Annotated in this window: 13 protein-coding genes; 6 read left to right on the top strand and 7 right to left on the bottom strand. The window is 63.4% G+C overall.

The genetic code is table 11. From position 1 onward, the window contains the following. Positions 1-43 precede the first annotated feature (43 nt). Positions 44-385 carry an Imm51 family immunity protein gene (locus ACVZUB_RS02350; RefSeq protein ID WP_003943507.1) on the top strand — a complete coding sequence of 114 codons (342 nt, stop codon included), beginning with the start codon at positions 44-46 and terminating at the stop codon, positions 383-385. A gap of 62 nt (positions 386-447) precedes the next feature. Here the strand turns inward: ACVZUB_RS02350 and ACVZUB_RS02345 are convergent, their stop codons facing one another. The 4 genes from ACVZUB_RS02345 to ACVZUB_RS02330 are packed head-to-tail and all read right to left on the bottom strand — an operon-like array spanning position 448 to position 4,122. After that, positions 448-1,482, bottom strand: a complete 1,035-nt coding sequence (locus ACVZUB_RS02345; RefSeq protein ID WP_042447794.1) for an aspartate-semialdehyde dehydrogenase — start codon at positions 1,480-1,482, stop codon at positions 448-450. A 6-nt stretch (positions 1,483-1,488) separates the two neighbouring features. After that, complete coding sequence (locus ACVZUB_RS02340; RefSeq protein ID WP_003943494.1) at positions 1,489-2,754, bottom strand: aspartate kinase; 1,266 nt, start codon at positions 2,752-2,754, stop codon at positions 1,489-1,491. Between the two features lie 49 nt (positions 2,755-2,803). Further along, the gene (locus ACVZUB_RS02335; RefSeq protein WP_482628116.1) at positions 2,804-3,757 is read right to left on the bottom strand and encodes a hypothetical protein; all 954 of its coding nucleotides are present in this window, start codon (positions 3,755-3,757) and stop codon (positions 2,804-2,806) included. After that, a complete protein-coding gene (locus ACVZUB_RS02330; RefSeq protein WP_042922809.1) occupies positions 3,757-4,122 on the bottom strand; it encodes a DUF8021 domain-containing protein in 366 nt (121 codons plus the stop codon). The genes ACVZUB_RS02335 and ACVZUB_RS02330 overlap by 1 nt, the downstream gene beginning before the upstream one ends. A gap of 270 nt (positions 4,123-4,392) precedes the next feature. Here ACVZUB_RS02330 and leuA point away from each other — a divergent pair, with 270 nt between their 5' ends. Together leuA and ACVZUB_RS02320 are read left to right on the top strand one after the other, a co-directional pair. Next, on the top strand, positions 4,393-6,201 hold the full coding sequence (gene leuA, locus ACVZUB_RS02325) for a 2-isopropylmalate synthase (RefSeq protein WP_003943488.1): 1,809 nt from the start codon (positions 4,393-4,395) through the stop codon (positions 6,199-6,201). Between the two features lie 240 nt (positions 6,202-6,441). Next, complete coding sequence (locus ACVZUB_RS02320; RefSeq protein WP_003943489.1) at positions 6,442-6,819, top strand: PLDc N-terminal domain-containing protein; 378 nt, start codon at positions 6,442-6,444, stop codon at positions 6,817-6,819. 162 nt (positions 6,820-6,981) lie between these two features. On the opposite strand, the gene ACVZUB_RS02315 is transcribed toward ACVZUB_RS02320, so the two are convergent. Beyond that, positions 6,982-7,875, bottom strand: coding sequence for a LysR family transcriptional regulator (locus ACVZUB_RS02315; RefSeq protein WP_003943476.1), 894 nt, complete (start codon positions 7,873-7,875; stop codon positions 6,982-6,984). An 89-nt stretch (positions 7,876-7,964) separates the two neighbouring features. Here ACVZUB_RS02315 and ACVZUB_RS02310 point away from each other — a divergent pair, with 89 nt between their 5' ends. Genes ACVZUB_RS02310 through ACVZUB_RS02300 form a run of 3 tightly spaced genes read left to right on the top strand, consistent with a single transcriptional unit; the run spans position 7,965 to position 10,891 of the window. Continuing rightward, positions 7,965-8,906, top strand: a complete 942-nt coding sequence (locus tag ACVZUB_RS02310; RefSeq protein WP_482628115.1) for an EamA family transporter — start codon at positions 7,965-7,967, stop codon at positions 8,904-8,906. A 25-nt stretch (positions 8,907-8,931) separates the two neighbouring features. After that, a complete protein-coding gene (locus ACVZUB_RS02305) occupies positions 8,932-10,185 on the top strand; it encodes a Mur ligase family protein (RefSeq protein ID WP_003943457.1) in 1,254 nt (417 codons plus the stop codon). Further along, positions 10,178-10,891: a type 1 glutamine amidotransferase gene (locus ACVZUB_RS02300; RefSeq protein ID WP_007731510.1), complete on the top strand. Its 714-nt coding sequence runs from the start codon at positions 10,178-10,180 to the stop codon at positions 10,889-10,891. Before ACVZUB_RS02305 ends, ACVZUB_RS02300 begins: the two co-directional genes overlap by 8 nt. Positions 10,892-10,897: 6 nt before the next feature. Here the strand turns inward: ACVZUB_RS02300 and ACVZUB_RS02295 are convergent, their stop codons facing one another. Together ACVZUB_RS02295 and ACVZUB_RS02290 are read right to left on the bottom strand one after the other, a co-directional pair. Further along, positions 10,898-12,061: a low temperature requirement protein A gene (locus ACVZUB_RS02295; protein ID WP_482628114.1), complete on the bottom strand. Its 1,164-nt coding sequence runs from the start codon at positions 12,059-12,061 to the stop codon at positions 10,898-10,900. 66 nt (positions 12,062-12,127) lie between these two features. Continuing rightward, complete coding sequence (locus ACVZUB_RS02290) at positions 12,128-13,255, bottom strand: acyl-CoA dehydrogenase family protein (protein WP_058038231.1); 1,128 nt, start codon at positions 13,253-13,255, stop codon at positions 12,128-12,130.

The raw sequence follows: 13,255 nt of genomic DNA, 5'->3' as shown, positions 1-13,255 counted from the left end.
CGGCCGACTGAAACCTGTCGGTCGGATCTGCTTCAATACACGCATGACATCACCATCGATCGAACCGCTACAGCTTTTCGAAACGTCTCCGGGCAACTGGTCACTGATGCTCACCGACCAGCATTTCGGCAAGGTGGCATCGATATTCGAGCAGGTAGAGGGTTTCGAAGGCTCCGGTTACGACTGGGCGTCGGTCGCCCACGCAGTGGTAGGCCGCGATGCACCGCATCTGGAGGGCCGCTTCGGCACCGATCCCGAAGCGGGCATGTTTGTTGCGTACGGCAGCGACAACGGAGCTCTCGGTGAGCTCGGAGCGCTACTCGCCAAAGCGTATTCGGATGCCGAGTACCTCGGTGGCCTGGTCGCCATTTCCGAACTCGACTAGAGCGCCTGTCGAAACGACACCGGCCCCACACCTAGGTGCGGGGCCGGTACCGAACGAAAGATCTAGCCGACCAACAGCTCGGCAATCTGAATCGTGTTGAGCGCGGCACCCTTACGCAGGTTGTCGCCCGAAACGAAGAGCGCGAGTCCGCGTCCCTCCGGGACACCCGGATCCTGACGGATACGACCGACCAGCGACGCGTTGCCACCGGCAGCGGCCAGCGGCGTCGGAACCTCGACCAGCTCGACGCCCGGAGCGTCGGCGAGGATCTCCTTGGCGCGAGCAACCGAGAGCGGGTTGGCGAACTCTGCGTTGATCGCGAGCGAGTGCCCGGTCACGACGGGAACGCGCACGCACGTACCCGAAACCAACAGATCGGGAAGTCCGAGGATCTTGCGGCTCTCGTTGCGGAGCTTCTGATCCTCGTCGGTCTCGCCGCTTCCGTCGTCGACCAGCGAACCTGCGAGAGGCAGGACGTTGAACGCGATGGGGGCGACGTAGTTGTTCGGGGCCGGGAAGTCGACGGCACTGCCGTCGTGAACCAGCTTCTCCGCGTCTCCGACTACGGCGCGCACCTGGCCGAGGAGTTCCTCGACGCCGGCGATGCCGCTACCGGACACGGCCTGGTAGCTGGAGACGATCAGACGCTGCAGACCGGCTTCGTCGTGCAGAACCTTCAGCACCGGCATCGCTGCCATGGTGGTGCAGTTGGGGTTCGCGATAATGCCCTTGACCAGGTTCTTCGTGTCCTGCGGGTTGACCTCGCTGACCACGAGGGGAACCTCGGGATCCTTGCGCCATGCCGAAGAGTTGTCGACAACGGTCGCGCCGGCAGCAGCGAAGCGAGGAGCCTGGGCGCGCGAGAGCGTCGCACCGGCTGAGAACAGGGCGATGTCGATGCCCTTCAGGTCCTCATCCGATGTGGCGGCCGCATCCTCGACGATGATCTCTTCGCCGCGGAAGGGCAGCTTCTTACCGGCGGAGCGTGCAGATGCGAAGAACCGCACCTTGTCCGCGGGGAAGTTCCGCTCTTCGAGCAAAGTGCGCATGACGATGCCGACCTGACCGGTCGCACCGACAACAGCGATAGTCGTCATGAGAAATTACCGTCCCGTTCCAGCGTGTACTACTGCTTCTTCTTCGCCACCGAGCCCGAAAGCGTCGTGGATGACACGTACAGCGTCGTCCAATTCGGTGTCCTTGACCAGCACTGAGATGCGGATCTCAGAGGTCGAGATGAGGTCGATGTTGATGTCTGCCTTGGCCAGCGCCTCGCAGAACGTGGCGGTGACGCCCGGGTGGCTCCGCATTCCGGCGCCGACCAGGGAAACCTTGCCGATGTGGTCGTCGAACAAGATCTGCGTGAAGCCGATGTCTTCCTGACGCTTGGTCAGGATCTCGACGGCGCGGGGGCCGTCGGCCGTCGGAAGCGTGAAGGTGATGTCCGTCTTGTTTGTCTCCACCTTGGAGATGTTCTGCAGCACCATGTCGATGTTGATCTCGGCATCGGAGACTGCGCGGAACACCTTGGCAGCGTGTCCCGGTGTGTCCGGCAATCCGACAACGGTGATCTTGGCTTCGCCGCGATCGTGCGCGACTCCGGTGATCAGGGCCTCTTCCACAGGAATGTCCTCCATCGATCCGGACACGATTGTTCCGGGCTTGGTGGTGTATGACGAACGGACGTGCACAGGCACGTTGTAACGACGGGCGTACTCGACGCACCGGAGCATGAGCACCTTGGCACCACACGCTGCGAGTTCGAGCATTTCCTCGAAGGAAACCGTCTCGAGGCGGTGAGCGTCGGGGACGATGCGCGGATCGGCGGAGAAAACGCCGTCGACGTCGGTGTAGATCTCGCAGACGTCGGCGTTGAGTGCAGCTGCCAACGCCACGGCAGTGGTGTCCGAGCCACCGCGTCCGAGCGTCGTGATGTCCTTGCTGTCCTGGCTGACGCCTTGGAATCCGGCGACCAGAACGATCGAGCCTTCGTCCAGCGCAGTGCGAACACGGCCCGGCGTGACGTCGATGATCTTGGCGTTTCCGTGGCTGCCGGTCGTGATGACTCCGGCTTGTGAGCCCGAGAACGAACGAGCTTCGGCGCCGAGGGAGTGAATTGCCATCGCTACCAAGGAGTTGGAGATGCGCTCACCCGAGGTCAGCAGCATGTCCATTTCACGGGCCGGCGGGGAAGGGCACACCTGCTGAGCCAGATCGAGCAGCTCATCGGTGGTATCGCCCATCGCTGACACCACGACGACGACATCATTGCCGGCCTTCTTGGTCTCGACGATCCGTTCAGCGACTCGTCGGATGCGCTCGGCGGTTGCCACCGAGGATCCGCCGTACTTCTGGACGACGAGAGCCACGCGTTTCTACCTCCAGGTCGAAATTGTTTACAGATACCAGAGGTCGAGCTTACCGAGGTGGTCCTGGGACTTCCCGATGCGTACTGCTGTTCGCCTCAGATCCGCGCGGGATCAGTTGCGAGATCCGCGATCGCATCAACGTCGCAGAACGCGAGCCACCGGCAACGTAACCGACCACCGTGACGGCAACTCCGCAGGCGAGAAGCACGCGGATACTGCTGACCAGCGAAACTGCCAGCGCGTCGTACACCGCGACTGCCGCCTCAGATGACGGTATGTCTGAATTCTGTAAATAGACCCGCCGCACGACGGCCAGCGCCACCAACAGGGCGATCATCGCCACCGCCGTCGCCAGCCCGACCAGGGACAGTGCGCGCATTCTCCTCGGCGCAACTGCGACGGCCGCGATCGCACAGGCCAGCGACACCCACGGCAGCCAGGCCGCTGCCCGGTCGAGAGTGTTCGAGAGGTCCTGGGCCCGCACCAGCTCGTCGGATTGCAGGATCTCGAACTGCGGATCGAACGTCGGAAGACGATCGACGACGGTGAATCCGCGATCGCGGAGGTTCGTCCGCAGTTCTGTCATGATCGGCTCGAGGGACAAGGTGACTGTTCCGCTGTCGTCGGACCGAACGATGCCGTCGGTGGCTCTGCCGGTCACCATCGCAGGAAGTTGCGCGTGCGCCTGACGGTTGGCCGCGGTCCAGAGCGTCGCGAACTGGTCGCTGGAGACCAACGACTGAGCCGCCTCCCGAACAAGTTTCTCGGCTTGTCTCGTCACCACCTGCGGAAACCGGTCCAACCGCTGCGTCAGTTCCTCGGTCAGCCGATCAACGACAGCCGCTTGGACAGCAGGTTCGGAAGCCAACGGGGCAACCGTCTCGACGTAACTGTCGGTGTCGTTCACCTGGGTGTGGACGAACAGCGCGAGCACCGAGCCGGCAGCACCGAGACCAGCGAGAACGATCAGCAGTGAACAGACGATCCAGCGGATCGAGCGCATCACGTGTGCTTGGCGCGCGCCGGTCGAATCTTCGCGGTGATGTGGTGAATGCGGTGATCGTCAGCGGGTATCCGGAAGGTCTCGGTAACCCGAACGGTCATCAGGTTCCGCCCGAACAACCCGGCGTCGAGGAGGTAGTCAGCCGTCAGGTCGTCCCCGTCGACCGTCCACTCCACCTCACGAATGTCGCGGATCACGCGATACTGAGGACCTCCGGAAAGGCTGCGCCGCAAATGATTCCCCGAAAATCCGGTCTTGAGCCCGACCTCGTGGCGTACCGCGTCCGGAGCCAGCGGTACGGAACTGCCATCGTGACTGCGGAGCGCGTCGAGGTACGTCCTCGCCACGGCGATTCGGGGATCCATGGACGACAGTCCACCATTTTCGGGGCCGAAACGGCAGCACAATTCGGCGACAAATTGGACATGAGGGCGAACCCCACCGATTTCTCGCGAAATCCAGGAGTAGAGTGCTGTGCATGCAGCGCGCACTCCTTCTTGGTTGCCGCGACGGGGTCTGATCCAGACTGGCCTCCCGCCGCGGGGTTTTTGTGCGCCGGTCGACCAAGCCTTCCGGACTCATGGTCTTGACCAACAGGTCAACAGGCCGGGTCCACAATCCTGGAGATCACACCCATGTCCCCCGCTGACGCATTCACCACCGGCACTCGCACCATCACCCCGCCCACGAAGCCGGCACCGTCCGACCAGCCTGCGTGGAACACGCAGAAGAACTCGTCGATGCCGACGTTCCGCTACCGCCCGTTCGCCGAAGAGGTCGAGACGGTCACGCTGCCCGACCGCACCTGGCCGGACAAGATCATCGACCGAGCACCCCAGTGGTGTGCCGTTGACCTGCGCGACGGCAACCAGGCGCTGATCGATCCGATGAGCCCGGCGCGCAAGCGTCGTATGTTCGATCTCCTGGTTCGTATGGGCTACAAGGAGATCGAGGTCGGCTTCCCGTCCGCGAGCCAGACGGACTTCGATTTCGTTCGCGAGATCATCGAGGACGGCGCCATCCCGTCCGACGTCACCATCCAGGTGCTGACGCAGTCGCGTCCCGAGCTGATCAAGCGCACGTTCGAGGCCTGTGAAGGTGCCGAGAACGCGATCGTGCACTTCTACAACTCCACCTCGATTCTGCAGCGCCGCGTCGTGTTCCGCGCCGACAAGGACACGATCAAGAAGATCGCCACCGACGCCGCCGAACTGGTCCTCGCCGAGTCGAAGAAGTACCCGGACACGAACTGGCGCTGGGAATACTCGCCCGAGTCCTACACCGGCACCGAGCTCGAGTACGCCAAGGAAGTATGTGACGCCGTCACCGAAACCCTGGGTGCGACGCCGGCCAACCCGGTCATCCTGAACCTGCCCGCCACCGTCGAGATGGCTACACCCAACGTGTATGCCGACTCCATCGAGTGGATGCACCGCAACCTGGCCCGCCGCGATTCGGTCATCCTGTCGCTGCACCCCCACAACGACCGCGGCACGGGTGTCGCTGCAGCCGAGCTGGGCTACCAGGCCGGCGCGGACCGCATCGAAGGCTGCCTGTTCGGCAACGGTGAGCGCACCGGCAACGTCTGCCTGGTCACTCTCGCTCTGAACATGTTCACGCGCGGCGTCGACCCGCAGATCGATTTCTCGAACATCGACGAGATCCGTCGCACGGTCGAGTACTGCAACCAGCTGCCCGTCCACGAGCGTCATCCGTACGGCGGCGACCTGGTCTACACCGCGTTCTCCGGCAGCCACCAGGACGCGATCAACAAGGGCCTCGACGCCATGAAGGTCGACGCCGACAGCCAGAACTCCGACGTCGACGACATTCTCTGGCAGGTCCCCTACCTGCCGATCGACCCGAAGGACGTCGGCCGCAGCTACGAGGCCGTCATCCGTGTGAACTCGCAGTCCGGCAAGGGCGGCGTCGCATACATCATGAAGGCCGATCACGGTCTGGTGCTGCCGCGTCGTCTGCAGGTCGAGTTCTCGCAGTCGGTCCAGAAGATCACCGACGGCGAGGGCGGCGAGGTCTCGCCGAAGGAAATGTGGGACGTCTTCCACGAGGAGTACCTCGCTCCCATCACCCCGCTCGAGCGCATGAAGCAGAAGGTCACCGCGTCCGAGGAGGACGGCGGCACCGATGCGATCACCGCAATCGTCAAGGTGAACGGCAAGGAGCAGGAGATCTCGGGAACCGGCAACGGCCCGCTCGCTGCCTTCGTCGACGCGCTGGGAAGCATCAACTTCGACGTTCGTGTCCTCGACTACTCCGAGCACGCGATGTCCGCCGGTGACGACGCCCAGGCCGCGGCCTACGTCGAGTGCGCCGTGACGGGCCCGGAGGGTCAGAGCACCGTCGTCTGGGGTGTGGGTATCGCCACGTCGATCACGACGGCCTCGCTGCGCGCTGTGGTCTCGGCAGTGAACCGCGCCAGCTGACACTCAGCTCCTGACTCGTGAACAATCCCTGGTCTCACCCGATTTTCGGGTGGGGCCAGGGTCGTTTTCAGAGCACTGAAGATTTTCGGTCGATGTTTTCGATTCGGCATGACATTGGTCCCGAAAGAGTCGGTTAGCGAAGTTAACAAAAAGAATTCACCCATCGAGGATGATGCAGACGCCACGTGCGCGTGAGATAGTCAGCTCAGACAAATCCGACTTGTGAAATGGAGCTCGACAATGGATTCCTTTTGGGACTTCCTCTGGCTGATCATCATCAGCTTCGCGTTCATCGCGTACTTGATCCTGCTCTTCTCGATCATCACCGACCTGTTCCGCGATCACAAGACCTCCGGCTGGGTGAAGGCAATCTGGATCGTCTTCCTGTTCTTCATTCCGCTGCTCACCTCGCTCGTCTACCTGATCGTTCGCAGTGACGGAATGGCACAGCGGTCCCTCGAGGCTGCGCAGCAGGTCAAGAACGCACAGGACAGCTACATCCGTGAGGTTGCCGGAAAGTCCCCGGCCGAATCCATCGCAGATGCAAAGGCACTTCTCGACGCCGGCACCATCAGTGAAGAAGAATTCGCAGCACTGAAGGCCAAGGCTCTCGCCTGATACCGGCCCTCACTAAGCGACCCTCACTAAACCGTGAGGATTGCACTACCGAAACGGGAGCGACACTAATCGTGTCGCTCCCGTTTTGTGTTCATTCACCAACAGCTGCTCATTCACCGACAGCCGTTCATTCACCAACGGCCCTTCATTCACCGACAGCCTTCATTCACCGACAGCACGCGCGACGTCACGAAAGGCGTCGAGCACGACTCCGATAGCCGGACTGCGGTTGGCGTGTAACCGAGTTGCCAATTCATAAACTCGTGCAGCGCGCACTCCCGCCACCGGTTTCCTCGAAACTCCGGGATGCGTGATCGCGTATCGCGGCATCAAAGCCACGCCGTGGCCCGCCGCCACCAGTTCTTCGATGACGCGGAAATCGTTTATCCGATGAGCGACGCGAGGCTGGACGCCGGTTACCGACGCAACCGACAGCAGAACGTCGTCGACCGGAAACCCGCCGCGCACGCTTATCCAGTTCTCGTCGGCCAATTGTTCCAGCCGGACCGAATCCTGCTCGGCGAGTGGATGATCAGGCCGCAGCACCAGATCGATCGGTTCACGCATCAGCGGTTGCACGCTTACCCGGGGAAACGACGTCTCGGCTCCGCGTTCGTCACGGTGAGTGAGGATCACATCGTGATCGGCCAACAGCCCAGGGACGGCGGACGCCGGTTTGTCGACGTCGTAGGCGTCGATGTCCACGTCCGAGTTCTTCAGCGCCGTCAGGACACCGGGCAGCAGGAGCGCCGCGCCGGAGGGAAAGAACGCGACTCGCACCTTTCCCCGCGGCGAGCCTCGGTACGACGCCATCTCGTCCGCCGCCCGGTCTAGCGCCGCCACCACGTCGTCGGCGCGAAGCACCAGCGCTCGACCCGCGTCGGTGAGGCGCAGCGTGCGCCCGTCCGGTTCGAGGAGCGAGACCCCCGCTTCTCGTCCGAGGATCTTGAGTTGTTGCGAGACGGCGGACGGCGTCATCGAGAGGGCGAGAGCAGTAGCGCCGACGGTTCCTCGGTCGGCGAGCTCGCGGAGGATTCGCAAGCGCGTGGCATCCATACGGTGACGAATATCCATGTAGCAAAACTACATGGATAGTGCATCTATATTCGCTTGTTCTGATGCTTCGTAAGGCTCACGATTAACGCATGACTCCCCGCGACCGTCTCCTCGGCCTGACCGTGATCGTCTTGTGGGGTCTGAACTTCCTGGCCATTCGCGTCGGCCTGGATCATTTCCCGCCGTTCTTCTTCGCAGCGCTGCGGTTTCTGATCATCGCGATTCCGGTGGTCATCTTCGTGCCGCGTCCACAGGTGCCGCTCCGCTGGCTGCTGCTCTACGGATTCGGTTTCGGATTCGGCCAGTTCGTCTTCCTCTTCTGGGCGATGCATTCGGGGATGCCGACGGGCCTTGCATCACTTGTCCTGCAGTCGTCAGCACCGTTCACCGTCCTACTCGGCGCTTTCCTGCTCCGCGAGAAGCTCAGCGTCTGGCAAGTCTCCGGTATCGCCGTCGCCGTTGGCGGGATGTCCTTGATCGGCTGGGACCGCTCGCACCACGCGGCACTGCTGCCCGTCGTCCTCACACTCCTCGGCGGCCTGTCCTGGGCGTTCGGCAATCTCGGCAGCCGCTTGGCTGCGGCAAACACCGTCGGCGAGCCTGCACCGATGCGCTTGATGTTGTGGATGTGTGTCATCCCGCCGTTGCCGATGCTCGCACTGTCAGCCGTGGTCGAGGGCCCCACAGTCGGCTGGCACGCACTCGGCACCGCATTCAGCGCCGACGCCTGGCCGTCGCTGGTCGGGCTGGCCTACATCATTCTGCTCGGCACCATCGCCGGATCCGGGCTCTGGACGATGCTCATGGGCCGCTATCCCGCCGGCATGGTGGCGCCGCTCTCCTTGCTGGTGCCAGTCGTGGGAATCGGCGTGTCCTGGCTGTTCCTGCACGAGGATCCGAGCCCGTTGTCACTGGTCGGGGCGGTCATCGTGATCGCCGGAGCGAGCGCCGCACAGATGAGACGTAAGCCCGCGAACACTGTTTTCTCGGACACACCTGCAGCCTCACCACCGGCGCGACTCGGCGTCTGACGACGCCCTGTGCCAAACTCGGGCCGTGGGAACTGGACTATCGATCACAGCGCGCGGAAAGCTCGCCATGCGAGCTGCCGCAGCAGCATCTTGGGCATCGCAGAAGGCCGGTCGCGGCAAGGGTTCGATGATCGGCGGGCTGATCGCCCTCAAGATCGACCCGACGCTCATGACTCAGCTCGGACGCGGCAAGCGCACCGTCGTGGTCACCGGCACCAACGGCAAGTCGACGACCACGCGTATGACCGCTGCAGCGCTCGCCACACTCGGTGACGTCGCGACCCAGGCCGACGGCGCCAACATGGATGCCGGGATCGTTGCCGCTCTGGCCGCCCGTACCGATGCGACGTTGGCGGCACTCGAGGTCGACGAACTGCATGTCCCCCACGTAGCCGACGCCGTGAACCCGGAAGTGATCGTGCTGCTCAACCTCAGCCGCGATCAGCTCGACCGGGTCGGCGAGATCAACATGATCGAACGGAAACTGCGCGCGTGCGTCAACGCGCATCCGAATGCGGTGATCGTCGCCAACTGCGACGACGTACTGGTCACCTCCGTGGCATACGACGCCACCAACGTCGTGTGGGTTGCTGCCGGCGGCGGTTGGGCCGGCGATTCCGTCAGCTGCCCGCGCACCGGCGAACCCATCGTGTGGGAGGGAAAGCACTGGCGCAGTACCGGTTCCGACTTCGCGCGGCCCGAGCCGACCTGGTGGCTCGACGACGACAATCTCTACGGCCCCGACGGCCTGAAGATTCCGATGACGTTGACCCTCCCCGGAAAAGCCAACCGCGGCAACGCAGCTCAGGCCGTAGCGGCTGCAGCGGCTTTGGGTGCAGATCCGGTCGGGGCAGTTGCCGCCGCATCGACGGTTCAAGAAGTCGCAGGTCGATACAGCACCGTCGAGGTCGGACCGCACTCCGTTCACATGCTGCTCGCGAAGAATCCCGCCGGCTGGCAGGAAGCGCTGTCGATGATCGATCCCACGGTGGACGGTCTGGTCATCGCGGTGAACGGTCAGGTGCCGGACGGCGAGGACCTCTCCTGGCTGTGGGACGTGAAGTTCGAGCACTTCGAAGGTGTCAAGGTAGTGGCCGCCGGTGAACGCGGAACAGATCTGGCAGTTCGCCTCACGTACGCGGGCGTCGAGCACACTCTCGACCCGGACCCGTTGCGCGCCATCGCTTCCTGCCCTCCCGGACGTGTGGAGGTACTGGCGAACTACACGGCCTTCCGTGACCTCAACACTGCCATCGCGAAGGAGTCTCGCAATGTCTGACTCGACAGTTCGCATCGGTCTGGTACTCCCCGACGTCATGGGCACCTACGGCGACGGCGGCAATGCCCTGATCCTGCGTCAGCGTCTACGGATGCGCGGCTACGACGCCGAAATCGTGGACATCACCCTCAGCGATCCGGTCCCCGATTCGCTCGACGTGTACACGTTGGGTGGCGCCGAGGATTCTGCTCAGCGCCTCGCCACGCGTCACCTCGCGAAATACCCTGGCCTGCAACGTGCCGCCGAGCGTGGCGCACCGGTTCTGGCGATCTGCGCTGCCATTCAGGTGCTCGGCAACTGGTACGAAACCTCCAGCGGCGAACGCGTCGACGGTGTCTCGATGCTCGACGTCACGACCTCGCCGCAGGAGAAGCGTTCCATCGGCGAAGTCATCACGAAGCCGCTGATCGACGGACTCACCGCGCCCCTCTCAGGTTTCGAGAATCACCGCGGCGGAACAACTCTGGGTAGCTCAGCCTCTGGATTCGCACGTGTCACCCATGGTGTCGGAAACGGCGTCGGCGACGGATTCGAAGGCGTCGTGCAGGGTTCGGTGATCGGGACGTACATGCACGGACCCGCTTTGGCTCGCAACCCCGAACTCGCGGACCTCCTGCTCATGCGCGCCTTGGGTGTGAACGAGCTTGAACCCCTGCATCTGCCCGAGGTCGACAAGCTCCGCAAGGAGCGACTCGCGATTCGCTGACCCGGTTCAGACGGTTTCGGATTTGCCCTCGGCCAGAATCAGTTCCACGGCCAACAGCGCGGCGCAGGCCAGTCCCGCGACCAGTTCGGGCACCGCGGTGTAGGTACCACCGAGCACGACGACTATCGCGACCGAGAACGGCACGAGGGTGCGTACCGAGGAGTCGTGTAGTCGAATGTGGATGAACCACAAGGCGGCAAGGATGACCGCGACCGGAACGGTGACGGCAGCACCCGTCACCAACGCGCTGCCGTCACCGTGATGAGTCCAGAAGTCGACGCGCGAGGCCAACCCCGCACCGATGGCGGCAGCGGCGGCGAAGATGAAGTAGTGACCGAACCCCCAGACGAAGGGTGAGACGTTGTCACCGCCGATCACTTCGCCTGCATTGCGTTGGAAGTACAACCACCACAGGCTGAAGACAATCAGAATGCCGCCGATCACGACGTAGGTGACCTGCGCTGCCGGATGCTCACCGTCGACCGCGTCCTGAATCGCGATGGTGGTCGAAAGGATCGTCTCGCCCAGAACGATGATGAAGAACAACGAGTACCGCTCCGCGATGTGATGCGGGTGCCACGGCGTCATGCCCGGCTTCTCCGACCAGATCGGTACCGCGAATTCGCACAGAACCAACACCAGGAACGTCGGGACGTAAACGGCGGACGGCACGAAGTAGAAACCGATCCAACCGATCTGGACCAACACGATTCCGAGAGCGTATCGACGCGCCGTGAGCGCATGCTCGGGGTCGTTCCGCGAGACCCTGAGCCATTGGATGACCAGTGCTATTCGCATGATGACGTAGCCGACGATGATCAGCAGGGCGTCGTCGTTGAAGAAGCGGACGATGCCGGCTGCAAGGACCAGCGATCCGAGGATCTGGAAGATGGTCAGCAGCCGGGCGATTCCGTCGTCGTTGTCGTACGCCGAGGTGAACCACGTGAAATTCAGCCACGTCCACCAGATCGCGAAAAACGCCATCGCGAAGTGCCCGACGCCCGAAGCCGCGTGCCCTTCGCTGATCGCGTGGTGCAGGCCGGTGGCCGCTTGAGCGACCGCCACGACGAAGCAGAGGTCGGTGAGCAGTTCGAGCGGCGTCGCCACCCGGTGCGGCTCGTGCGGGTCCCGCGGAACCAACGGCCTGATGAACGAACTGGTGCGATTCACGAAGGGCAGAGTAGCGCGATGATTGCCGACGCGCTGCCCGTGACTGGAACCTGTCGTCTCAGATATTCACGCCGACGCCCCGATCTGGGCTCGGATCTCCAACTGATCGGCGAGTTCGGCGCCTATCGCCCCCGCGCTCCCCAAAGTGAAGGCGATCTGCCGTCCCCACAGGAAATAGCGGTGAATCGGATAGTCGACATCCGCGCCGATTCCGCCGTGCATGTGCTGGGTCGCGTGCACCACGCGCAAACCGCCACGCGACGCCCACCATTTGGCGACCAGCGCCGCTGCTTCCGCTTCACTCTCGACTCCGCTGTCCATCAGCCAGGCAGCGCGGTGGGTGGTCAATCTGGTGCTCTCGGTGTCGAGATACGCGTCGGCGGCCCGGACGGCAACTGCCTGGTTGGTCGAGAGTGGACGTCCGAATTGCACTCGATCGGAGGTGTATTTCGCCGTCATCGCCAGCGCTTCCTCGCAGACGCCGGTAGCCAGGGCCGCCAGAGCCACCCGTGCACGTCGTAACGTCCAGTCTCGAACCACCGCGCCGTCTGCGGGAAGTGCGTCAGCTGCAGTAACCGCAACCCCGTCGAACTGCACAGCGCTGTTGCTCTCGCGGTTCGTCACCGCAAGCGGTGTACGCACCAGCGCGTCCCGGTCCGTCGGCACGATCATCACGGTGACACCGCCGTCCGGCATCGTCACCGGAACCACCAGTGCGGCAGCGAACTCGGCGGCCGGTACGGAGTCGACGTGGCCCGACAGAACCCAGCCGTCAGGAGCCGGCTCGGCGCGAACTGCCGTCTCGGCGTTGTAACCGGTGTCGAAGGCGCCGGTGACGATCACCGAGCCGTCGAGCAGTCCCGGAATCCACGACGCTTTCTGCTCCGTACTGCCGAACTCGGCAATCGGCAGCGCTGCCGTCGAAATCACCGACCAGAGCGGCACCTGGGCGACCCGGCGGCCCTGTTGTTCGAGCACCGCTGCCAGGCCTAGCATTCCGAGTCCCGCTCCCCCGACCTCCTCTGGCAGAGGAATTCCCAGAACGTCGGAATCGGCGAGGAGCTTCCACAGTTCGGCGTCGAAACCGCCGGCGCCCTCCACTTCCCGCAGGCGGTCCACTCCGGACTTCGCCGAGAAGATCGATTCACTCAGATCCCGCACGGCGGACAAGTTGTCGTCGAATTCGAATTCCAT

It is taken from the genome of Rhodococcus sp. OS5, assembly GCF_056837585.1.
Note: the sequence above shows the minus strand (reverse complement) of the source record. Positions and strands in the feature narration are given on the sequence as shown.